This window comes from Hallella sp. (assembly GCF_037460745.1).
Taxonomy (GTDB): Bacteria; Bacteroidota; Bacteroidia; order Bacteroidales; family Bacteroidaceae; genus Prevotella; species Prevotella faecis.
In genome coordinates, this window is record NZ_JAXVAE010000129.1 from 1 (window position 1) to 23,827 (window position 23,827).

At 52.3% G+C, this 23,827-nt stretch carries 21 protein-coding genes; 4 read left to right on the forward strand and 17 right to left on the reverse strand.

The window, feature by feature from the left end; genetic code table 11:
* Positions 1–404: 404 nt before the first annotated feature.
* From WKK33_RS08875 to epsC, 7 genes are all read right to left on the reverse strand, one after another.
* On the reverse strand, positions 405–857 hold the full coding sequence (locus WKK33_RS08875) for a VTT domain-containing protein (protein ID WP_337933446.1): 453 nt from the start codon (positions 855–857) through the stop codon (positions 405–407).
* Positions 845–1,771: a hypothetical protein gene (locus WKK33_RS08880; RefSeq protein WP_337933448.1), complete on the reverse strand. Its 927-nt coding sequence runs from the start codon at positions 1,769–1,771 to the stop codon at positions 845–847. The genes WKK33_RS08875 and WKK33_RS08880 overlap by 13 nt, the downstream gene beginning before the upstream one ends.
* 192 nt (positions 1,772–1,963) lie before the next feature.
* Complete coding sequence (purD, locus tag WKK33_RS08885; protein ID WP_337468412.1) at positions 1,964–3,232, reverse strand: phosphoribosylamine--glycine ligase; 1,269 nt, start codon at positions 3,230–3,232, stop codon at positions 1,964–1,966.
* Between the two features lie 117 nt (positions 3,233–3,349).
* Complete coding sequence (locus WKK33_RS08890; RefSeq protein WP_337933450.1) at positions 3,350–4,654, reverse strand: S28 family serine protease; 1,305 nt, start codon at positions 4,652–4,654, stop codon at positions 3,350–3,352.
* Between the two features lie 46 nt (positions 4,655–4,700).
* Complete coding sequence (locus WKK33_RS08895; protein WP_337933453.1) at positions 4,701–6,896, reverse strand: DPP IV N-terminal domain-containing protein; 2,196 nt, start codon at positions 6,894–6,896, stop codon at positions 4,701–4,703.
* Positions 6,883–8,466, reverse strand: a complete 1,584-nt coding sequence (locus WKK33_RS08900) for a THUMP domain-containing protein (RefSeq protein WP_337933455.1) — start codon at positions 8,464–8,466, stop codon at positions 6,883–6,885. Before WKK33_RS08900 ends, WKK33_RS08895 begins: the two co-directional genes overlap by 14 nt.
* A gap of 269 nt (positions 8,467–8,735) precedes the next feature.
* Positions 8,736–9,623 carry a serine O-acetyltransferase EpsC gene (gene epsC, locus WKK33_RS08905; RefSeq protein WP_337569885.1) on the reverse strand — a complete coding sequence of 296 codons (888 nt, stop codon included), beginning with the start codon at positions 9,621–9,623 and terminating at the stop codon, positions 8,736–8,738.
* A gap of 358 nt (positions 9,624–9,981) precedes the next feature.
* Between epsC and WKK33_RS08910 the strand changes: the two genes are divergently transcribed.
* Genes WKK33_RS08910 through WKK33_RS08920 form a run of 3 tightly spaced genes read left to right on the forward strand, consistent with a single transcriptional unit; the run spans position 9,982 to position 12,904 of the window.
* On the forward strand, positions 9,982–11,271 hold the full coding sequence (locus tag WKK33_RS08910; protein ID WP_215758917.1) for a replication-associated recombination protein A: 1,290 nt from the start codon (positions 9,982–9,984) through the stop codon (positions 11,269–11,271).
* Positions 11,268–12,218 (forward strand): D-2-hydroxyacid dehydrogenase, encoded by a 951-nt coding sequence (locus tag WKK33_RS08915; protein ID WP_337933457.1) that lies wholly within the window; start codon positions 11,268–11,270, stop codon positions 12,216–12,218. Before WKK33_RS08910 ends, WKK33_RS08915 begins: the two co-directional genes overlap by 4 nt.
* 53 nt (positions 12,219–12,271) lie before the next feature.
* Entirely contained in the window at positions 12,272–12,904 is a 633-nt protein-coding gene (locus WKK33_RS08920; protein WP_215758915.1) for a trimeric intracellular cation channel family protein, read from the forward strand.
* Positions 12,905–13,040: 136 nt separating this feature from the next.
* Here WKK33_RS08920 and WKK33_RS08925 read toward each other — a convergent pair whose 3' ends face one another.
* The gene (locus WKK33_RS08925) at positions 13,041–13,994 is read right to left on the reverse strand and encodes a patatin-like phospholipase family protein (RefSeq protein WP_337933459.1); all 954 of its coding nucleotides are present in this window, start codon (positions 13,992–13,994) and stop codon (positions 13,041–13,043) included.
* Between the two features lie 320 nt (positions 13,995–14,314).
* Between WKK33_RS08925 and serB the strand changes: the two genes are divergently transcribed.
* Positions 14,315–15,559, forward strand: coding sequence for a phosphoserine phosphatase SerB (gene serB, locus WKK33_RS08930; protein ID WP_337468406.1), 1,245 nt, complete (start codon positions 14,315–14,317; stop codon positions 15,557–15,559).
* Positions 15,560–15,955: 396 nt separating this feature from the next.
* On the opposite strand, the gene WKK33_RS08935 is transcribed toward serB, so the two are convergent.
* From WKK33_RS08935 to WKK33_RS08975, 9 genes are all read right to left on the reverse strand, one after another.
* Positions 15,956–16,585 (reverse strand): deoxynucleoside kinase, encoded by a 630-nt coding sequence (locus WKK33_RS08935; protein ID WP_215758912.1) that lies wholly within the window; start codon positions 16,583–16,585, stop codon positions 15,956–15,958.
* A 15-nt stretch (positions 16,586–16,600) separates the two neighbouring features.
* A complete protein-coding gene (locus tag WKK33_RS08940; RefSeq protein ID WP_321105074.1) occupies positions 16,601–17,245 on the reverse strand; it encodes a deoxynucleoside kinase in 645 nt (214 codons plus the stop codon).
* A gap of 64 nt (positions 17,246–17,309) precedes the next feature.
* The gene (locus WKK33_RS08945) at positions 17,310–18,395 is read right to left on the reverse strand and encodes an AAA family ATPase (protein WP_337933462.1); all 1,086 of its coding nucleotides are present in this window, start codon (positions 18,393–18,395) and stop codon (positions 17,310–17,312) included.
* A gap of 77 nt (positions 18,396–18,472) precedes the next feature.
* A complete protein-coding gene (locus WKK33_RS08950) occupies positions 18,473–19,186 on the reverse strand; it encodes a tetratricopeptide repeat protein (protein WP_309438434.1) in 714 nt (237 codons plus the stop codon).
* 133 nt (positions 19,187–19,319) lie between these two features.
* Positions 19,320–20,465, reverse strand: coding sequence for a protein kinase (locus WKK33_RS08955; protein ID WP_337933464.1), 1,146 nt, complete (start codon positions 20,463–20,465; stop codon positions 19,320–19,322).
* Positions 20,466–20,510: 45 nt separating this feature from the next.
* The gene (locus tag WKK33_RS08960) at positions 20,511–21,311 is read right to left on the reverse strand and encodes an RNA methyltransferase (protein ID WP_287770146.1); all 801 of its coding nucleotides are present in this window, start codon (positions 21,309–21,311) and stop codon (positions 20,511–20,513) included.
* A 27-nt stretch (positions 21,312–21,338) separates the two neighbouring features.
* The gene (locus WKK33_RS08965) at positions 21,339–21,896 is read right to left on the reverse strand and encodes a WG repeat-containing protein (RefSeq protein ID WP_337933467.1); all 558 of its coding nucleotides are present in this window, start codon (positions 21,894–21,896) and stop codon (positions 21,339–21,341) included.
* Between the two features lie 78 nt (positions 21,897–21,974).
* Positions 21,975–22,271, reverse strand: a complete 297-nt coding sequence (locus tag WKK33_RS08970) for a glutaredoxin-related protein (RefSeq protein WP_337933469.1) — start codon at positions 22,269–22,271, stop codon at positions 21,975–21,977.
* Positions 22,272–22,291: 20 nt separating this feature from the next.
* A complete protein-coding gene (locus WKK33_RS08975) occupies positions 22,292–23,731 on the reverse strand; it encodes a glycoside hydrolase (RefSeq protein ID WP_337933471.1) in 1,440 nt (479 codons plus the stop codon).
* Positions 23,732–23,827 lie beyond the last annotated feature (96 nt).

A 23,827-nucleotide genomic window follows, 5' to 3' on the forward strand; every position in this document is an offset into this window, starting at 1 on the left:
AAACACTTGCGAGTTTTTTTGCAATTAACAAGTCGGCATATTTCGGATGGTTACGCTATGCGATTTGGCGTGTTGGGCTTGGTGTATTCTTAACGAGGCATTTGCCGTGAAGGCGGACGGGGCCATTGGGCGCTCGTTAGGGAAGAGAAAGTGTGTGGCAAAACGGTGCGTTGAATGGCCCATTGTCATGGTTTTTGGCTAAAAAGTGGGTTCGGTATCTGGCGTTTATTGCTGAACGATGCTCGAACTTTTTCGCCTACATCACGTTTCAAAAGAAGTAAGTGTTGACAGACCTTTCGTCCCCCTTGTCGCTATGGTCCGGTAATGGCTTATAGGAGGAATATCTGTGACGGAGGATGGGTAAGGATCCTTGGGCATGTGGCTATGGGCGATGGAGTCCTTCGTTACAACAGCAGGTCTACACTATAGACGAGGAGAATGTAACGGAGTGCCTTGCCAAGCGTGATGCTGATGAGGGAGATGGGGATGTTGGCCCGCATGAGTCCCAAGACGATGGTGATGGCCGATCCCAAGACGGGTAGAAACGAGAAAAAGGCAAACCATGCGCCATGGCCCGCCATGAATCGCTGGGCTTTGTCGAGGTCGCGTTTCTTCACATGGAGATAGTGCTCTATCCAATCGAGACGACCCATTCGCCCTACGGCGTAATTGAACATCGAACCGGCAACATTGCCCACGGTGCCGTAGACGATCAAGGGCAAGGGTTCTAATCCGGCGGCAAGGAGCGCCAACATAACGGCTTCGCTACTGAAAGGAAAGAAACTGCCGGCAAGAAAAGCGGCTACCAACATGCCCCAGTAGCCATAATTGAGCAATATGTCGACTAAGGCATCCATATATTGAAAACGGTTAATGCTAAGGCGGCGATGATGAGAGTGAAAAACGTGATGTTGGATAGTTTGGAGTGTGTGAGCGACAGGAAGTGGCCGATAAGGGGCGACACGACCGTGAGAAGCAGCGATAACAGCACATCGAAATGCTGGGGCTGCAGAATGAGCAATACCAATAAACAAATCTCTAAGGTGATGAACATCTCGAAAACCATGCGGGTGCGAATCTTGTCCTGGTAACTATAGGCTACGAAATGCGCGCTGCCAATGATGCCGAGGATGGCGACAAACAAGAATGTTAGGCCTCGATGGATGTCGAGCATGGAAAAGTCGAACGGTTGTTGCCAAAGCAGCATGGCCTCATAATGGTCGGCAATGGCCTGTGGATTGCCTATCAACAGATAATAGGCGCTCAAAAACCAATAGGGGAGCGCTACACCCAGGATAGACGCGATGAACGTGCGCAAACTCATGGCCAACACGTTGGTGGTAAGCAGAATCCAAAGAATGGGAACCAACCATAGCAATTCTACATAAAAGACGCTGGCCACACCGATGGCCACAAAGGCGTAGAACACCCATCCTACGGCTTGCTTGTCTTGAAAGGCGCGGAGAATGAAGTTGAGCGAGAAGATGAACGCCAGTTGCGCTATGCCAATGTTGATGGATGAAAACAAGAACGGGGACATCAGCACCACAACATAGAAGGAGCATGAAACCATGCGACTGTAGATGCGGATGAGCGAATTATTGTTGTTGAGAATAACCATCATCACGGTGGAAGCAACAAGAATGAGCAGTTGCAACCATAGGCCTTGCGAGGCCATTCCTGATATAAGGAACAGCAGCAAGCCATAGATGGCGGTCACGGGTAACGACCAACGCGACTGGGCTATTCTGTTTTGAGCGCGTTTAATCATGACGTTTCATTACGGGCGGCTTCTCTTTGCCTCCCTTGTACCTATTGAATTTGATGAAGTGATATGTGATGGTCGGTATTCACCTCGTCCCTTTTGTAGCTGGTTCTCATAGAGAGGAAAGCCTTGAAGGGGCACAATGAATGTCGGCCATCACGTTCAAATATCCTGAAATGAGGAGTGAAGTCTTGTCAATTAGAGATCTTGACCAATGTCACGGCGGAAGTACATGTCTTTGAAGCGAATCTTCTGAGCCTCGGTGAAACTCTTATGCAAGGCTTCTTCCTTGTCCTTGCCGTATGAGGAAACGGCCAACACGCGACCACCATCGGTCACCACGTTGCCATCGGCCATCTTGGTTCCGGCGTGGAACACAATGCTGCCCTCTACCTCGTTGAGCCCCTCGATGACGTAACCCTTCTGGTAAGCCTGTGGGTAACCACCGCTAACCAGCATGACACAGACGGCAGCGCGCTCGTCGAACGCCACCTTACGTTGGTCGAGGTCGCCCTTGGCAACACCCTCCAGCAGGTCGACGAGGTCGCTCTTCAGTCGGAGCATCACGGTCTCGGTCTCGGGATCGCCCATGCGGCAGTTGTACTCGATGACCATGGGGTTGCCTTCCACGTTGATAAGACCGAAGAAGATGAATCCCTTATAGTCGATGCCGTCGGCCGCAAGGCCTTCAACCGTGGGGCGGATGATGCGGTCTTCCACCTTTTTCATCCACTCGGCGTTGGCGAAGGGAACCGGAGAGACGCTTCCCATACCACCGGTGTTTAGGCCGGTGTCGTGCTCACCAATGCGCTTGTAGTCCTTGGCTTCAGGAAGGATTTGGTAGTGCTTGCCGTCGGTAAGTACGAAGACAGAGCACTCTACGCCACTGAGAAACTCCTCAATGACTACCTTGGCTGATGCCTGACCGAACATTCCGCCCAGCATGTCGCGCAGTTCTTTCTCGGCTTCCTCAAGCGTAGGCACGATGAGCACGCCCTTGCCAGCTGCCAAACCGTCGGCTTTCAGCACGTAAGGCGCCTTCAAGGTCTTCAGGAAAGCTACGCCTTCCTCGATCGTTGTGCCGTCGAAGGTCTCGTAGGCTGCCGTGGGAATGTTATGGCGTTTCATAAATCCCTTGGCGAAATCCTTGCTGCCTTCGAGCTCGGCTCCTTGCTTAGAGGGACCGATGACGGGAATGTTGGCGGTGCGCTCGTCGGCTCTGAATGCGTCGACGATGCCGTTTACCAAAGGCACCTCGGGGCCTACCACCACCATGTCGATGCCATTGGTAACCACGAAGTCCTTCTGCTTATCGAACTCGTTGACGCCAATGCTCACATTCTCACCAATGGCAGTCGTGCCAGCGTTGCCGGGAGCGATAAACAATTGGTCGCATTTCTTACTTTGGGCAATCTTCCATGCCATGGCATGCTCGCGCCCGCCACTTCCTAATAGCAATATTTTCATAATCGTCTGAATGTGTTATGTGTTTACGAAATTAGTAGGGCGGGTCGATGAATGACTGGGTGCGATGATCTCTTGTCCCCAGCCTTCATGCAACCAACACCTGTTTCGGTCTGATAATCAGTTTGTTTCAAGATACTGATGAAGGATGTTGATGATCTCCGTGCGTGTGGGCTCGGGGAACGTGCTGATACGAGTGGAATGGCTTCCGTCGGGCAACACATAAACCTTAATGTACTTCTTGCTGTTCAGGAATTTAAGACCAGCTACGCCAGAGGCGCCCCATGGGTCGATACCGCCATAGATGTAAATCATCTTACGGTCGTTGTTCTTGAGCCAATTGAAGGTTTTGTTGTACAGCGTCTTATCGAACTTCAAGTTCTGAAGCTCCTTGGGCAACATGACACGATGCAGGTAACCCTTGGCCGACTTAATGGTGAGCCACTTCTTGAAGGGCTTGATGTCGTAGCCATAGTAGCCCAACTCACGTGCGGCTTGTACGTTGAATGAGCGGTTGGGGTTGTTTGGAGTGAAGTAGCCTGGCTCAGAAATGCCGATGAGATGGTTGAAAAGCTCCTTGTCGGAAGCCGTTGCATCGGGAATTTGCGACATTGGAGTGCCCCACTGCCAGATAGCGAACGAATATTCGAGGACGCAATAGTCGAAGATCTCCTCCAACGGAATGCGGAAGCTGTAGCCCTTTTCGTTGCAGTATTGTGTGAACATCGGCATGAGCTTTGCCTTTCTCTTCAGCACCTCAATTTGGTAATCCTTCACGTGCTTGCGGTTGGTGGCGGTAGAAACCTGATGGTCGATAAAGGGCTCATGGCGTCCATCCTCAACGGCTGAGTTCAACGGGGCCACATAGGGAACCGACACATCGACATCGTCGGGGAAGAAAACGCGGTAGAACATACAGGTCTGGCCACCCTTGCTGATACCAGTTGACACCCATTTCCCTTTGTAAAGTTGGCGGAAGGTCTGGTTGACGTTGTGAAGATCGTAGAGAGAGTTCTCAACGGTCAGATAGTCCCAGTTGCAGGGTGAGGGTGTGGAGGCCTCGAAATAGCGATACTCCACGAAAACGAGATTGGCGTTGAGCAACTTAGAGAGTTCCTCCTGGTAGCCCTCGCGAAGAGCATACTTGCAGTTGTAACCCTCGGTGACGAGCACGGTAGGACGGTCGTAACCCACATGGCAAACCACGACACGCTGCTTGAATGTGCCTGCCTGATGGTGGATGGGATCCACCTCCTGTGTGATGTTCAGCAGATACTTGTTGTCGTAAGCTGTGCTTTTTAGCTCTTGCACGTCGCTGACACCCGGCAATGCTTGCAGCTTTGCCAACACCTCTTTGTCGGCTGCCTGCGCGAAGAGCGGCAGAAGCAGCGCAACGAGAACCAATAGATGTTTAATCTGTTTCATGGTAATCTCTTGTTTTTAAAGTATTATGATAATAAAGTTAAAGGTCTTACTTCAAATAATCATCGAAATACTGAGAGATGCGCTCATGCAGGTGCGTTGATTGGTGGCCACGCATGTTGTGTGGCTCTCCGGGATACACGAAGTAGTCGGGCTGTGTGCCATCTTGGATGCACTGCTTGAGGAACGACAGGGAGTGCTGCAATAAACATACGTTGTCGTTGAGGCCAACGATGATTTGCAGTTTTCCTTTCAGGTTCTTGGCCTTCGGAATGAGGCTCGAAGATGCGTAACCCTCGGGGTTTGTTTGCGGCGTGTCCATATAGCGCTCGCCATACATCACTTCGTACCATTTCCAATCTATGACAGGTCCGCCTGCCACGCCTACCTTGAACACTTCAGGATGGGTGGTCATCATGTTGATGGTCATGAATCCTCCGAAACTCCATCCGTGCACACCGATGCGGTCTGCGTCGACGTAAGGCAAACTCTTGAGATACTTCACACCTTCCATTTGGTCGGCCACCTCGTTGTCGCCGAGGTGGCGGAACGTGACTTGCTCAAACGCCTTGCCGCGATGCTCGCTTCCGCGGTTGTCGAGAATGAAGAGGATATAGCCCTTCTGGGCCATGTAGGTCTCCCAACTGCGTGAGCCCCAATGCCATGAAGCGTCTACGTTGTGGGCGTGAGGACCACCATATACATATATAATGGTGGGATATTTCTTGTTGGGATCGAAGTCGACGGGTAACACCAGGCGATAGAAAAGGTCGGTAGTGCCATCGGCTGCTTTCACAGTACCGTTCTTGTACTCAGGCATATTGTAGCCCTTCCAAGGATCGGCAGCGGTGAGATAACGCACCTTCTTGCCGTTGTCAACATTGACAATCGTCATGTTACGGGGGACAGTAGGAGTGGAATATTTGTCGACAATATACTGGCCCGAAGTGCTCAGGCTGGCCGTGTGCCATCCCTCGCCATTCTCATCGATAAGGGTGCGCTTGCCATTGTCGATGTTTACGCTATAGATATTACGCTGAATGAGGTTTCGCTCATTGCTGGCAATGATAACGCTGTGGCGCTTCTCGTTGAAGCCAATCGTCTCCATGACCACCCAGTTGCCATTGGTAATCTGCTTCAACTGCTCGCCCTTGGCGTTGAAGAGGTACAGATGGTTGAAACCATCCTTCTGACACTCGAGGATAAACTTGCTGCTGTCCCAAGGCAGGAAGACGATCGGAGTGAGATGCTCCACGTACTTCTCGTCGGTCTCATGGTAGATGGCTCCCTTCTTGTCGCCAGTCTCGGCGTCGTATGCCACGAGTTGACAATCGTTCTGGTCGCGGTTGAGCTCAATCATATAGATCGTCTTGTCGTCGGGACTCCATGTTACATTGGTGAAATAACGGTCGGTAGGATCGCCTGCCTTGAGCCAAACGGTCTTGCCTGTGTTCACGTCATATACGCCCACTTTTACCTGATGGCTTGTTTCTCCGGCCATCGGGTACTTCTCGGGAGCCGGCGTCGCCATGCGCGAACCGCTGGTGGGAGCCCATGAGGGGTCAGGGATGTTGATCAGGGGGAAGTCGGTCACCATGCTCTGGTCCATGCGATAGAATGCCAGTTTGTTGCCTTTGTTGCTCCAGAACAAGCCACCCGATATGCCGAACTCATCGCGATGTACGCTCTGTCCGTACACGATGTTACGGCTTCCGTCGGTCGTCAGTTGGTTCGATTGGCCGTTGGCGGTCTGCACATAGAGCTGGTCGCCCTTTACATAGGCCGTGTTACGACTTCCGTAATGGAAGTTCCAAGCCTGCGCTGCCGAACGATCCTTGTATTCGATGGTCCACACGGCCTTGCCGGTTTTCCAGTTGAGCAGTTGCGTACTCTTGTTGTCGTTGAGAAGCACCAAGGGCTTCTTGGCCTCGGGAAACGACACGCTATACAGGCTATGGAGGTTCAAGCCGCTCTTTGCCTTGATGTCGTCCAAGGTGAAGAGCACGCTCTCCTTGCCTGTAGCCTTGTTAACGAGTTTGCAATCCTCCACATCTGTGCGGACGAGCTCATCACCCCACCAGGCCGTCCAACGGTTCTCAGCTATCATGTTGTGATAGTTGTTGCCGCCGAAGTTCAGGTCCTCAAGGGTAAACTTCTTCAGTTCTTGTGCTTGAACGCTTGCTGCATTCTGTGTGAACAATGCCGTCATCATGCCCAGCATCACCATGAATTTATTCATCTTCATTGCCGAAACGGTTCTTATTGCCAAACTTCTTGTTACCTCCAAAACGCTTGTCGCCACCGCGGCCCTTGCCGGCCCAGTCGCCTTTCTTGCCATAGCGGTCGCCGTCTTTGCCAAATCGGCCACCACCGCGCTTGTCGTCGCGATTGCCCGAGAAGTTGCGATCGCGGTCACCCGAGAACTTGCGGTCGCGGCGATCATTGCCTCCACGCTCCTCATCGCCGAATCTCATGGGGCGACGGTCGCCGCGTTTGCGGTCGTCATCCTGGAACGAGCGACTTGAGAATGCGTGGAAATGGAACGAGCGAATGTCGCCTTCCTCGTTGGCCTCCTGTTCGTCGAGGCGCTGCTTAAACTCGCGGTTCTTCTTGAAGCGGTGCTTTTGTGCCATCTCGCGCTTCTCGTCATCGGTCTTCACAATGCCGCCCTCTGAGCGGAAATCCTTCATCTTGCCAGAGAACATGACGTACTTGCGGAACTCGCATTCCAGGCTTCCGTTGAACACGGGAATCTTGATGCTTGGCTTCAAACCAATCTGGTCGAAGCACTCCTCGCGGTAACTCAGCACCCAAGCCTCATTGCCAGCGAACTCGTTCTTGAGTTTCTCGCCAATCATCTTGTATGTGCCCAACAGGTTGGGCGTAGAGATGCGCTCGCCGTAAGGTGGGTTGGTGATCATGATGCTCTTCTCCTTCGGGCATGTGAAGTTCTTGAAGTCCTGCTGTTGCACGGTGATGACGTTCGACAATCCCGCAGCCTTCACGTTCAGGATGGCCGTGTTCACAGCCTTCATGTCGATGTCGTAGCCGTAGATATGATGGTTGAACTCCTTTTCCTTCGAGTCGTCGTTGTAAATCTCGTCGAAGAGGTCCTTGTCGAAATCGGGCCATTTCTCAAAGGCATACTCCTTGCGGAATACGCCCGGTGAGATATTCTGCGCAATCAGAGCTGCCTCAATGATGAGCGTTCCCGATCCACACATGGGGTCGATGAAGTCGGTGTCGCCCTTCCATCCTGACATGAGGATCATACCAGCGGCCAGCACCTCGTTGAGCGGAGCTTCCACCGTATCCTGGCGATAGCCTCTACGGTGCAGGCTCTCACCGCTCGAATCCAGGCAAAGCGTTGCCTTGTCCTCAGCGATATGGATATGAAGGCGAATGTCGGGGTTGCTGATTGAGATATTGGGACGGTCGCCAGTGGTCTCGCGGAATTGGTCGACGATGGCGTCTTTCACCTTATATGAAACAAACTTGGAGTTTCGGAACTCATCGGAATACACCACTGAATCGACCACAAAGGTCTTTCCCTTAGTGATGTACTGGCTCCAATCAATTTTTCTTACCTCATTATATACGTCTTCAGCCGAGCGAGCCTTAAAGTGCTTGATGGGCTTCAGAATGCGAATAGCGGTGTGCAACTGGAAGTTGGCACGATACATCATCTCTTTGTCGCCCGTGAACGACACCATGCGGCGGCCGATCTGCACATTGTTTGCGCCCAGTTGGGTAAGCTCTTGTGACAGAACAGGCTCTAAGCCCATGAATGTTTTGGCGATGAGTTCAAATTCCATTGTTTTATGATTGTTATTTTATTCTTAATTTAAATATGTCTAATTAGTGGGGTCGTAAGGTTGCTTTTCTGTTGGCTAACGGTTGCAATGTGAGGCCATTCGTCATAACCCGGAGTTTGACAGGTCTTGAAACGATAGCCTGTTTGGCAGAATGAGTTGCTTGTTCTTATTTCACTTGCTGCATGTTTTTGTTGAACCGATAGTTGCATTTGCTTAAACCGATGGGGCGTCATTTATGAAATGCAGGACCATTGTGGCCTTCTTCGATGCTATTTCTTAAACACCTTTGCTTCGGGCGGCATGTCTTCGAGAATCCAGGTGTTGGCTCCGACGGTTGCGCCTCGGCCGATGGTGATGCGTCCCAACAGTGTGGCGTTGGCGTATACGATGACGTCGTCTTCAATGATCGGGTGACGAGGAATGCCCTTGATGGGGTTGCCTTGCTCGTCGAGTGGGAAACTCTTGGCTCCGAGCGTCACGCCCTGATAGAGCTTCACGTGGTTTCCGATGACGCAGGTCTCGCCGATGACCACGCCCGTTCCATGGTCGATGGTGAAATGGCTGCCTATTGTGGCGCCTGGGTGGATGTCGATTCCCGTTTCCGAATGTGCCATCTCTGTCATCATGCGTGGAATGAGCGGCACCCCCATGAGAAACAACTCGTGGGCCAACCGGTAGCTGGTTAGCGCCTTGAGGACCGGGTAGCATAGCAGTATCTCCGCATAACTCTTGGCCGCAGGGTCGCCATTGTAGGCCGCTTCGACATCGGTGGCCAGCACGCTCCTGACCTTTGGTAGTCGGCTAATCATTTCGCTGGCCAATTCGCGGGCTTGTTTTTTCAAATCGACCATACCGCTCTTGGCCTCGTAGTCTTCCGAGAAACACAGGCCAGCCAGTATCTGCTCCTTTAGCAAATAGCTCAATTTCTCCACCTCGACACCTATTTGGTACTGGATGGTTTGGATGTTGACTTGTGATTTTCCGAAGAATCCTGGGAAGAGGATGGCGCGCGACAATTGCACAATCTCCTCCAAAACCGTGCTCGACGGTAATGGATAGCCTTCACGATGTTGGTGGAAGAGTCCTTTCAGGGTTTGAGGGTCTGAAAGTTTTTCCACCGTTTCAGTTAGCAAGAGAATCGTGTTTTGGATGCTCATCTTTTGGGTAAATAATATGATGGCAAAGTTACAAAATAATTTAATAGAAAAAAAGCAAAGCGGCAAAAAAGTAAAAGCTACATTATAATTTATGTACGCCTTATGCATAAGGCGGGGCAAATGCTTCGATTTTTATGCATTTGCAAGGCGAAAACGATGGAAATAAAGTGCTGTTACGGATGGTCGGCCCATTGTTAGCTGTTGTTTGGGGTGGCGATAAGCATTTCCATTATTCGTTCTTTGGTAAGCGCGTGTCGATTCGTTTTGGTGCAAGGCCTTATCAAAAGGCGTGCAAATTTTGAAAACTTTAACGCATAAAGATTATATGTCACGTTGGTTTTTCGTACCTTTGCATAATATGAGTGAACCTTTGGCAGAGCGTTTGCGCCCCCGCACGCTCGACGACTACGTAGGGCAGGAGCATCTTGTGGGTCAAGGTGCGGTACTGAGGAAGATGATCGACAGCGGTCATATTTCCTCCTTTATACTGTGGGGACCTCCGGGTGTTGGAAAGACCACGTTGGCTCAGATTGTAGCCAATACGCTGAAGGTTCCTTTCTATACGCTGAGTGCTGTGACAAGCGGCGTGAAGGACGTGCGCGAGGTTATCGAGAAAGCCAAAGGAGGAAGGTTCTTCAACTCAGAGTCGCCCATTCTCTTCATCGACGAGATTCATCGCTTCTCCAAGTCGCAGCAAGACTCCTTGCTGGGTGCGGTGGAGAAAGGTGTTGTGACGCTCATTGGCGCAACCACCGAAAACCCCTCCTTTGAGGTCATCAGGCCACTGCTCTCGCGTTGTCAACTTTATGTTCTTAAGTCGCTTGGCGTCAGTGATTTGCAGAAGTTGCTACAACGCGCCATCACGAAAGATGTGGAGTTGCGCGAGAAACACATCGAGCTGCAAGAAACGGCGGCGATGATGCGCTATAGTGGCGGTGATGCCCGCAAATTGCTCAACATACTCGACCTGGTGGTGGAGGCGGCCGACAGCGACCCCATCGTTATCACCGACAAGATGGTGGAAGAACGCCTGCAGCAGAATCCGCTGGCCTACGACAAGCAAGGCGAGATGCACTACGACATCATATCGGCCTTCATTAAAAGCATTCGTGGATCAGATCCTGACGCTGCGCTCTATTGGATGGCGCGTATGATTGAGGGAGGCGAGGATCCGCAGTTCATTGCCCGACGGGTGGTGATCAGCGCGGCAGAGGACATAGGCCTGGCCAACCCAAACGCCTTGTTGTTGGCCAACGCCGCCTTCGATGCGGTGATGAAGATCGGATGGCCCGAAGGACGTATCCCTCTGGCCGAAGCCGTGGTCTACTTGGCTACCAGTCCGAAGAGCAACTCGGCCTACAAAGCCATTGGCGAGGCCCTCAGCGAGGTGCGAAAGAGCGGAAACCAACCCGTGCCGTTGCCTATCCGCAACGCACCCACCGAACTCATGGCCAACCTGGGTTACCACGACGGATACAAGTATCCGCACGACTATCCCGGCAATTTCACAGAACAACAATACCTTCCCGACGAACTGCAAGGCTGCCGTTTCTGGCATGCCCAGCACAGTCAGGCGGAGGATAAGCTCTACCAACGAATGGTGAACTGTTGGGGAGACCGATACAAAGATAAAGATTACGAGAAATGAAGATTGTAGAATTAGACGGCTATGCTGCCAATCCCGGTGACATTTCCTGGGACGGACTGAAGGAATTAGGAGAACTTACCATCTATCCGCGCACCGCACCCGAAGAGGTGGTGGAGCGCGCCAAGGAAGCCGATGCTATTCTTATCAATAAAGTGAACATCACAGAGAATGTGCTCGAGCAGTTGCCCAAACTCAAGTATATTGGTGTCTTGGCCACAGGTTACAACGTGGTCGATGTGGAAGCCGCCCACAAGCGTGGCGTGGTGGTTACCAACATTCCGTCCTATAGCACCGAGTCGGTGGTGCAGATGACCTTTGCCCACATTTTCAATATCACGAATCAGGTGGCCCACTATGGCGACGCCTCACGCCAAGGTCGCTGGAGCACGAACCCCGATTTTTGCTATTGGGACACTCCTCTCATGGAGTTGTCGGGCAAGACGTTGGGCATTGTTGGCCTGGGACATATTGGCCAACGTGTGGCCGCCATCGCCCATCAGTTTGGCATGGATGTGTTTGCCGTGACCTCAAAGGATGCCATGTCGTTGCCCAAGGGCATTCAGAAGACCACGCTCGACGGTTTGTTGGGTGTGGCCGACATCATCTCACTTCATTGTCCCCTCACAAAGGACAACAACCATCTCATTGACGCCGAGAAGATTAGCCGTATGCGAGAGGGTGCTATCCTCATTAACACAGCGCGTGGTGCGCTGGTCGACGAGCAAGCCATTGCCGACGCGCTCGAGTCGGGCCATTTGGCTGGCTATGGAGCCGACGTCATGGAGCAGGAGCCACCGCGCAAGGATTGTCCGCTCTTCTCCCAACCACACGCCTACCTGACGCCCCATATCGCATGGGCAACCAAGGAAGCGCGCGAACGACTGATGCGCATCTGCGTCGATAACGTGAGAGCCTTTAAGGAAGGTAAGCCCATCAATGAGGTATAAACCATTCAGGGTAAACCATTTAAGTATTCGTATATTCCTTCTTCCATAAGTAAATGATCAACACAGACCCTAAGGTGGTTGATACCATCCTCCAAATCATTGAAATCCTGGGAACACTGGCCTTCGCCATATCGGGCATCCGCCATGCCGCTGCCAGGCACTACGACTGGTTCGGTGGCTTTGTATGCGGCATTGCGGTAGCTATTGGCGGCGGTACGTTGCGCGATGTCATGCTCAACGCCACACCTTTCTGGATGACGTCGCCCATGTACATTCTTTGCACGCTCATGGCCCAGTTTATCGTCATCGTGTTCGCACGATCGCTGAAACGCCTCGACAATGCGTGGTTTGCGTTCGACACCTTGGGCCTCGCTCTGTTCACCATTGCCGGATTGCAAAAGACTCTCGACTATGGGCATCCCATCTGGGTGGCTATCATCATGGGCTGCATCACGGGTTCCGCAGGTGGAGTGTTGCGCGACGTACTGCTCAATAAGATACCCGTTATCTTCCGCAAGGAGATTTACGCCATGGCTTCCGTCTGTGGCGGAGTACTCTATTGGATCATGATTAGTTTGCACGTCAGCGTGGCGTTGTCGGCCATTGCCACGTTCTTGTTCATCGTCGTCATTCGTTTCTTGGCGGTGAAGTACCACATCTCCCTGCCCGTATTGAAGGGAGAATAGTGGGAGCGTACCACTATTCGAATCATAAGAGCAAATTGTTATCGTCATTCGCAAGGCTTTGTCAATAGGCTTTGCGAATGGCGATTGTTTGTTAGTGGAAGAGCGAAGATATGGATGGCTTTAATCGCCCTGCCGCTCATTTGTCCAATGCCTTCTTCTTGATGACCCTGAGTCGGCCGTGATGGTCTTTCCCTGCCTTATGCCCCAGTTCAATCATGGCGCGTATGTCGGCGGTCTTAAAGCTGGTTACACCATATCCCTTGAGCTTGGGGTTGATGCAGAGGTCGGCATCCTTGCGGTTGCGATTGTAGTTTACAAAGTCGGGTCGCTGACGGAGCCACTTCAGTCCCTTGCCCATAAATTTCCTAATCTTCTTGGGCACAAAGTCGGGATGCTTGTTTTGTGTGAGGTCGATGGCTATGACAAGGTCGGCTCCCATGGCCCGAGCCACATCCACCGGCAGGTTGTTTACCAGACCGCCATCGAGCATCAGCATCGAGTCGGCGCGCACCGGCTTGAACACACCCGGTATGGCCATGCTGGCACGCATGGCCAGCGCCAAGTTGCCTTTTGCAAGCACGGCGCTCTGTCCTGTGTTGACGTCGCATGCCACAGCGCGGAAGGGAATGGGCAACGAATCGAAATTGATGGAGTCGGGGTAGGCGCCAAGGCCCTGGTAGTGGTTCTTTACGGTGAGCAGCGAGTCGAGAAATTGCATCACCCCCACGCCTCTCATCAGTCCAAAGCCCTTGATGGCCTTCTCCTTCTCGCCTTTCTTGGCCTTTCGGTCGTTGAACAAGTCGAGCCAATCTTGGTGGGTAAAGAGCGAGTCGAGCTCCTCGGCGCGGTACCCAGCGGCATAGAGTCCTCCCACAATTGACCCTATGCTTGTGCCCACGATGTAGTCGATGGGCACGCCTATGCGCTCAATCTCCTTGAGCACACCCACTTCGGCAGCGCCCTTGGCTCCTCCGCCGCCGAGCACCAACGCCACTTTGAGGCGATTTTTTGACTTCCCTGATGCTGGAACGACCGTTCCCGCGAGGGTTAGCATGAGAATGAAAAGGATGAGACGTATGCTTTTTGTCATGGCCGATGAGGTTTGAACTTGTTGCGACAAAGATACAAAAATAATGCGTTAGGTGGTTGTGTTTGCGTGAAAATGTCGTAAGAGACGCTGACAAAAGTTGAAAAGAAGCAATCGCAATCACATGGTTTCCCACTTCGGCATTATGACCTTTTGGGGTTTTATGAACCATTGTGTGTGAAATGCGTGGGCCAAACCTTCTCACTTTTCAGTAAAAAACCGTAACTTTGCAATTCATGAGGGCCTATCCTTTGGCGGCAATTCTTTCCCGCAGCATGTGTGGTGGCTCTTCGAATAGATTAACTTGACAAACATTCTACACAATGAATCAGAGTGGAGAAAAGGAGGAACAGATATTAATTCGTATCACGGGTCAGGACCGTCCCGGTCTAACCGCATCGGTGATGGGCATCTTGGCCAAGTATGGCGCGCAGGTGCTCGACATTGGCCAGGCCGACATTCACGCAACGCTGTCGCTCGGTGTGCTCATTCGTCTCGACGAGATGCACTCGGGTCAGGTGATGAAGGAACTGCTCTTTAAGACAACCGAGCTGGGAGTGAACATCGGTTTCTCGCCCATTACCGACGAGGAGTATGAAAACTGGGTAAACCATCAGGGCAAGAACCGATACATCTTGACCATGATTGGCCGTTCGCTCTCCGCCCAACAGATTGAGGCCACCACGAAGATCATTGCCCAACAGGGATTGAACATCGACTCCATCCTTCGCCTTTCTGGCCGAATGAGCATCAAGGAGCCGCAACGCAATGTGCGTGCCTGCATCGAGTTTTCGCTGCGTGGCAACCCTGCCGACCGCGCCACCATGCAGAAGGAACTGATGAACATGTCGCAAGAGATGGCCGTCGACTTCTCGTTCCAGCACGATGACATGTATCGCCGCATGCGCCGACTGATATGTTTCGATATGGATTCAACGCTTATTCAGACCGAGTGTATCGACGAGTTGGCCAAGCGTGCCGGCGTGGGCGACAAGGTGTCGGAAATTACGGCGCGAGCCATGCGTGGTGAGATCGATTTCAAGGAGAGTTTCAAGGAGCGTGTGGCGCTGCTCAAGGGTCTCGACGCCAGCGTGATGAAAGACATCGCCGAGCACATGCCCATCACCGAGGGAACCGACCGCCTGATGAGTGTGCTGAAGACTTGTGGCTATAAGATTGCCATTCTGAGTGGTGGATTCACCTATTTCGGCGAGTATCTTCAGAAGAAGTTTGGCGTCGATTACGTGTATGCCAACGAACTGGAGATTGACGAGAATGGCAAATTGACGGGCAATTATCTTGGCGACATTGTGGATGGGCACCGCAAGGCGGAACTGCTCAAGCTCATCGCCCAGGTGGAAAAGGTTAACCTGGCCCAGACCATTGCCGTGGGCGATGGGGTAAACGACCTGCCGATGATTAGCGAGGCTGGTTTGGGCATCGCCTTCCACGCCAAGCCACGTGTGGTGGCCAATGCCCAACAGAGCATCAACACCATGGGTATCGACGGCATCCTTTACTTCCTTGGTTTCAAGGACAGTTATCTGGGTGAGCAGGGAAAGCTCTAAAGACGAATCCTGTCAAGGGTGTGACCAAGGTGGGAAAGACAGAAAAGACACCTGTCTCTCTGCCTCATTTGGATGTTTGGACAGCATGTGCCCCTTCAGGTTGTATGAGGTTCAACCTGCCGAAAGTCGTTGAACTATCCTGGGTCGCATAGAGGTTTGCCTCGTCTTAGACCGGGAGGTACTGTTGACCTAATGTGAATTGTCCTCGTCTTAGACCAGGAGAAGCAACCCTACGTTTAGAGCATAGCCAAATATCTGTTTTGGAAATGCCCCTTCTTCATAGCGCAGCGAAGCGTGCTCATCGATAAGAAGAGCACGCTTCGTTGCGTTATCATCATTATTTTTTCGTGAGGCTTATGGGTTGTTTCCTTTCCCTATAGCCCTGTTAGCGTTTTCTTATTTGCCCTCTTCCAAGGGGAAAAGACCGTAGAGGCTGGCGTCGATCATGTCGGTCACCTTGCGGAAGTCCTCAGGAGTGTCCTCAAAACTGAGCTTGTCGCCATCGATGATGATGAGCTCGCCCTTATAGTTCTTGATCCAATCCTCGTAGCGCTGCTGCAAGCCCGTCAGGTAATCGATGCGGATGCTCTTCTCAAACGACCGTCCGCGCTTCTCGATGTGCTTCACCAGTGTGGGGATGGAGCTGCGAATGTAAATCATCAGTTGGGGCAACTTCACCAACGACATCATCAGATCGAAGAGGTCAGAGTAGTTCTCAAAGTCGCGATCGCTCATGTATCCCTGGTCGTGAAGGTTGGGCGCGAAGATCTTGGCGTCCTCAAAGATGGTGCGGTCCTGGATGATGTTCTCGTCGCTTTGCGAAATCTCCACCACCTCCTTAAATCGTTTGTTAAGGAAATACACCTGGAGGTTGAAACTCCAACGGTTCATGTCGTGATAGAAATCGTCAAGGTACGGGTTGTTGTCGACGGGTTCGAAACGGGGAGTCCATCCGTATCGTTTTGCCAACATCTTTGTCAGCGTGGTCTTTCCGCTGCCAATGTTTCCTGCTATAGCTATGTGCATAATGCGTATGTATTATCAGATTTTATTAAACAAAGTGTGTTCACGTCCTTCGATCTCAGCCAACTGTGTGTCGATCTGCTTCACAATGTAGGCGAAGTCCTCCCTGGAATGTTGGAAGTCGAGATTGTCGACGTCGATGGTCAACGTGCGTCCGGGATAATGGTTCGTCACGAAATCGTCGTATCTGTCATTGAGATTCTTCAGGTAATTGAGCTGCATATTCTGCTCGTAGTCGCGCCCTCGCTTGTGAATGTTGTCCACGAGGTGGGGCACCGACGAACGTAGGTAGATCATTAAGTCGGGCATGCGAGCCACCATCATCATCGACTCAAACAATCCCATGTAGGTATCGTAGTCGTTGTCGCTCATGTTTCCCATGTCGTGATTGTTGGCGGTGAAGATGTAAACGCCCTCGTAGATGGAACGGTCTTGCACCACCACCTGCTTCTCATGGTTGATTTCGAGAAGGTCTCTGAATCGTTCTTTTAGGAAAAACACCTCCAGGTTGAGGGCCCAACGCTTCATGTCCTTGTAATAGTCGGAAAGATAGGGGTTGTCGGCCACCGATTCCTTGCGTGGCTTCCAACCGTAATGGCGAACCAAGAGGTTGGTGAGCGTGGTCTTTCCCGAGCCGATGTTTCCTGCGATAACTATGTGCACGTGTTACGAATATGTCTTTTATAGGGTTCTTACTATGACGAGTGTGGGGTGGGGTGATGGGTTGTTAATGGCGAAGGGCCAAGTTGTAGTTGTAGTATTTCCGGTTTCCGGTGATGTCTTCCACCTCCTCGATGAAAGGCGGGAAGTTGACATGCTCCTTGTCGGTGATGCCTTTCGTCTCCAGGATGACCAGTCCTTCCAACTGTTTCTCGTAGGTGTCGAGCTCAAAATATTGTCCCTTCCAAATGAAACTTTTGCGTTGTTTGCAAATGGTTTGTCGGTAGGGGTCGGCCTGCGAGAGTAGACTCTCGTAGAGGGCGTTGCTCACCTGTCGCTCCGTTTCCACCTGTTGGTTGGCGTTGAGCGTCTTTGTCGTGGTGTGCACGTTGACCACATTGCCGTTTGCCCATTCCCTCTGTCGGAGGCGAACCTCACTGTCGGGGTCTGAAACCAGGTAGGTCTGCGTGATGTGTGAGTCGATGGAGGAGGGTATTTCGCCCGTTACCTTCACGATATACTTGCGTTCCTCGGTGATGGGCTGTGGCAAACCGAGCACGGCCGATATTTCTTTCAGCACACGGTTGATCTTGGCGTTGAAGTCCTGATGGTTGTTGATGACGCGCAGGTGCGGGTGCTCAGTCCACGCGTTGATAACCTTTTTGTCCAATTCGCGTGCGAGCTCGAGGCCTTCGGTGCGTTCCTTGTTGTTGCTGGTGGTATAGAACTCCTCGGCTCCGTCGGCGGCTGAGACGAGGTGAAGCACGGCGTCGTAACGGTTGCGAAGCTCCAAACTATTGGTTCCGACCAATGAGGTGATCTCCTGCCAAAGATGAGCGTCCATGTAAGCGGATATGTCCATGGCGCCGCGATCGCATATAATCACGGCTGGTTCGTCAACCTGTTCAGCCATCTTGATGAACTTGTCCTCGAGCGCCAGCTGTATTTCGAGGGTGGCTTTTTCGCCTTCGTAGAAGAAGTTTCGGTTCTTTGTAAGGTAGTCCATGCCCGATTGGGCAAAGAGTGTGGGCACCTCAGGGATGGTGAACACCTTGAACCCCATGCTCGAAAAGTGGTCGATGATCTTCACCAAAGCCGTGGTCTTTCCTGCGCAGGGGCCTCCAGTAAGCACAATTTTCTTAATATCTTTCATGATTGTAGGGACATCTCGTTGTGCGGCTCATTCCGTTTCACAAGCTCTCTGATGCTATTTAGTTTAAGTTGAAGGTGTTATTGTTTGCATTGGTTGTACCATTCCCTGAGGGCGATCCTGGGTGTTCCCAGTTTGACCACAGCGTCCAAGTCGTGTCGAGCGTCACTGATTTTTCTCAGTTTGATGCGTATGTCGGCTCGCTCCAGCAGGTAATCGGAGTTGTTGGGGTCGCGTTTTAGGGCCTCGGTGTAGTCGTATTCGGCCAACTCGAGTTGGTTGCGCTCCTTCTCCATGCCCGCTCTTGCCGCCCAAGCCACCGCCGAATCGGGGAAGGCCGTTACCAAACGGTTGATGCCATCGAGCGCATCGGTGTAATGCTGGTCCTTCTGGTTGACGAGCGCCAATCCCAGTTGGGCCTCGAAATTGCCAGGAACGATGCGCAGGAGGTTCAGGTAATCGAGTCGTGCAAACTTGTAGCGGCGCAACTTGTCGTTGGCGTAGGCACGATAAAAGAGCCCCGCCACATTGTAGGGCTCTTTCCTAAGCACCTTGTCATACTCATCCTTGGCATACTGCCATTGCTCCAACTGAAGGTTCCACGACGCCTTTCGTAACATCAGGTCGACCGAATCGGGGTGGAACGATAGCGTTTCCATGGCTTGGCGAAGGCTGTCGCGAAGGTTCTCGCGGGTCAGATCGCCGTTGCCCTTCGTCTGCGCCGTCGTAGGAAGGACGGCGGAAACGCATAACAGGAGTGTTGCAACGATGCATTTAAGATATGGTTTTCTCATGAGAGATGCTAATGCTTGAGGTCATATTCGTTATTTGCGGGCATGCTGTCCATTACCCGCAACAGGTCCGTTTCTTTCCAGCCGTCACATGGCGCGTCGCGGGTTTGTGGGCCGTTCAGTATGATCGGGTGGGTTATTCGGCCTTTTTCTGTGCGTTGTATTCGCCAAACGCCTTGTCGAAGGCTTGCAACTGATCGTCGTTTAAGCCACGCTGCAGCAGCACCTTACGTAGACCTTTATAGTAGTTGGCCACCTTCTTGTTTAACGATTTCTTTCCTTTGGCCTTGGCGTAGATGCCGTCCAGGTCGGTCTTCACTTGCGGCATGAGCTCGTCGAGGAACGAAACGTCGGTCGTTGGTGTGGCGTTAGCGGCGTTGGTTCCTACCGTTTGGCTGTCGGTGGGGTTGGCCGCATTGGCGTCGATGTTCTCCACCTGCTCCGTCTGAGGTGCATTGGCGGCGTCGTCGGCTTGACTGCGCTGACGGAAAATCCATATGGCAGTAAGCACTACTAAGGCTGCGATGACACCAACCAACGCCAATCCCTTGCGCTTGTTGCCAAATTGTATTCCTCCGCCAGTGTTGCTACCCTCATGATAGTCGGCTCGTGAGCGCTTCTGGTGATTGAGCGCAGAAAGGAACGCATCGATGTCGGGGAAGCGCTCATTGCGCCCAAAGCTGCAACATTCGTCGATCACAGGGCGGTACGAAAGCGGCATGTTGAGATACTTTATCACCTGTCCCAAGGAGAAGATATCGGCTCGCGCATCAAGCGTCACGGTTCCATCCTTGGCCTCTGGGGCAACAAACTTCAAGGTGTCCATGGGTTGTTTCAGTCCGTCGGCATAGCGCTGGCGGAAGTTGAGAATCTTCACGTTGTCGCCCTTGGTGGTCACAAAGATGACTGAAGGCGACAGGGCGGTGTGCACGCAACGACGACCGTGCATGTAATCGAGTGCCTCTGCAATTTGGTTGATGATGGCTTTCTTCTCCTCTTCGCTATGACTCTCGGCAACATAGTCGGACAACGGGCGGCAGTCCTCCCATTCCATGATGATGCATGTGCCCAAGTTTTCGGTCTCTTTGAGCTCAACGTATTTGAAGATGTTCGGATGGTCGAACTCCTTGTAGCGTGCAAAGTCGTTGTCCAATACCTTTTTATACTGTGGCCTATCGCGGTAGGCACTCTTCATGCCCAGCGCAATCACTTCATGGTTGGCCTCCTTCAGCACCTTCAGTTCATAGATGCCAGAGGACTTTAAAGCATTCACTTCCGTCATATTTTTACCTTCCTATTGCAAAAAATGTTTCTATCGAAAAAATTATTAGCGATCCCTGAGTTGCCAAAAGGCCACCGCCGCCGCCGCGCCCACATTGAGCGAGTCGGCCCCGTAGGCCATGGGAATCTTCACGATATAGTCGGATGCGGCGATTGCCTCTTTGGGCAGTCCGTCGCCCTCGGTGCCGAGCACGATGGCTAAGTGGTGCTCAGCCATGAGCTTCGGGTCGTCGAGCGAGGTGGCGTTGGGCGCCAAAGCCATGGCCACCGTCTTGAACCCCATGTCGTTGAGCTGTTGCACAGGTCCGTCGATCCATGTCCAAGGAACCAGGAATACCGATCCCATCGACACCCTGACCGCCCTTCGGTTGAGCGGGTCGCAACTGTCCCGGGTGAGCAATACTGCTCCTATGCCCAAGGCGGCCGCCGATCGGAAGATCGATCCGATATTGGTGGTGTCGCAAACGCCCTGTATCACGGCGATGCGACGCTTGCCTTTGCAGATGTCGGCGGGCGTGGGCATCACCTTTCGGCGCATGGCGCAAAGCACGCCACGCGTCAGTTTGTAGCCCGTTAGCTCTGTCAGCAACGCCCGATCGCCCGTGTAGACGGGTATGTCGCCAGCCTCTCGTATGATGTCTGCGGCATCGCCCTCGATGTGACGCTCCTCGCAGAGCATCGACAGCGGCTGGAAACCGGCCGCCATGGCCACACGAATGACCTTGGGACTCTCTGCGATGAAGAGTCCGTTGGGATCTGACGCGTCCTGACGAAGTTGGTGATCAGTGAGCCGACTGTAGACTTCTACACCCGGCTCGTCCAACGACTTGATGGTGATAACGGGCATGGTTCTGGAGTTATTTCTAACCGATGGTTATTCGCTGACCTTGTTTCCCTGGGTGTCGATGCGGAAAGTCTCCTCGCCCAGCTTCACCTCCATGGTGCCGCTTGCGATAGAGCCTATCTCGTCGTAGATGGGCTTCACGGTCTCCTTGCCGCTCTTGTCCACCAAGCCATATTTCTCGCCGACCTTCACCAGGGCCAAGTCGGGATAATGCTCGCTGTAGTTCGACTCGATGGCGTCGTACTTGATGGGGCAAATGATGTTGCCCTTCACATCCACGATGCCGTACTTCTTGCCGTCGCTCACGATGGCATAGCCACCTCTGAACTGACTAACCTCCTGGAACTTACCGCTGCGGCGCAACTTGTCGGCCTGGGCCACGTAGTCGATGTCACCATTTTTATAGTACACATCCGGCTCGTTGTTGGGTTTCAGCACCAAGTAGCTCACGATGGCTACGATGATGATGATTGCGCCAACGATGATGTTGCGCTTCAACTTGCGTCTGTATTCCTGATCGGCAGCCTCGTTGGCTGCAATCTCCGCCTCCATTTCACGGCGGCGAGCTTCCATTTCTTCTTGTGTCATCTTTTGGGTTTTGAATGATGATTATTGGACAAAGTTAGTAAAATAATGGTAATTGTGCAAACGAAAGGGGAGAATTGTTTAGCAGCCCTTTCCGTCGAGGCTGCATGAGGGCGCTTCGGGGTCGTATTCGCGCAGCCCCACATCCTCGGGCTTCAGCGTCACGGTACCGTCTTCCAACAGGAAGCAAGGGATGCCTACGTCGCCCACCTCCTTGGCATGGTCGAACGCGGAAGAGGTGTCGCGAAGGTGTATAAACTCGCGCATGTAACGCACATGCTCACCGATATCCAACACTTGGAAACGGGCGTCGCCAGCGATCTGCTCGTCCAAGTAGACGCAATGGGGACAAGTTTTCATTCCATAAATCTTAATCATAGGGCTTGTGGTTATAGGGGTTATTTGTTTGTTTTGACGGGCACAACAATCGTCATGATGCTCTTGGCAGGCATGTTGAAATGAAGGTTGCGCTTGTTTTCCGATTGGAAATCGCAGGGTTCTACATCCTGTGTGCGTGTGGTTATATATCCTTGTCCCTTAGTGGGTTGCGCTTTTCCGTTCAACAGATTGATGGAATAGCACAGCGGCTCCTTTGAAAGATTAAGCGCCACTAAAACGAGTTGTTTCTTGTCGGGACTGATGGCCGCCAAGGTGGAGGGTAGGGAAGTGTCGACAAACGTGTAGCCTACCTTGATGAACTTACTCACTTGTTGGCGAACGCTATAATGCTTCACCTTGCGATAAGTCTGCTTCCCAAAGTCGCAGTCGATCATGCACCACTGGTCGTCGCGCTCAGCCGCATACTGCCAGTCGATCCACGCGTCGGGCTGTATGTAACGCTCGTCATCGAACAAGGTTTGTGCCAACCGCAGGTTGCCATCGATGCCGCGTCCGCCAGCACCCACCTCGCTCATCCAGAGCATCTTGCCAGCGCCTCTTGCCACCTGGTTCACGATCTTGCGCGATTCGTTGTCGGCCTTGTAGGTGTGTACGTTCCATTGCCCCACCAAATCGAGCACTCCAGCCTCTTGGTAGGCCTTGATGCCCTTGGCAGACGTGGCTACCTCTGTCTCATCGGAGGACGATATGACAGTCTTCAATCCGGAGGCTTTCAGGATGGGGGTGAGCACCCTCAGGAAAGCAATCTGCGATTCGAAATCGAAATGGCAACCCTCTTGGCTGCCGTTGCGGTTCCAATAGTCGGTCATGGGTTCGTTGAACGGGTCGAGCGTCTTAAACTCGATGCCATACACATCTTTATAGTGTTTGCAAACGTCAACCAGATAGTGGGCAAACTCCTCGTAATACTCAGGTCGAAGATTGTCCTTGTTGGGATCGTCGTTGCCACCCACGCAACCGCTATACGTCATGTAATAGGGGCAACTGTTGGAGAATGCCTCGAAGATGGCGTCGGGACGTTTCTGCTTAATCTTCAGCATAATACGTCGCTGCGCTAAATCTCTTGTCCAAACATAGTCGCCGTTGGTCGAATCCTTGAATCCTTCCATCTCAGCGCGCAATCCCTTGCCGCGCCCCATGTGGTGAAGGTCGCAGTTGCGGTTGAGCGGATCCTCACCGCCACCAATGTTGTACCGGAAGATGTTGAAGTTGAGCCCGTTGGGACTGACCAGCCAGTCGACCAGCTCATCCACTTTCTCCTCATCCCACTTGCCACACATGTTGGCCCACCAACACAGGCTGACGCCCCAGCCCTCATGGCGTTGGCGCAAGGCCGAGAGGTTTACCGTACCCTCAATCGTATTGGAAGGTTGTGCCGAGAGCGGCAGGGTGCCTAACAGGCATAACACAGAGATAAAAGCGATGCGAATGGATTTCATGTTGCGAAAGGATATATGTTCGTTACAAAATTACTAAAAACTATTCGTAATGTTTGGTTATGCAGCATCATTTTATGTAATTTTGCAAATAAATTC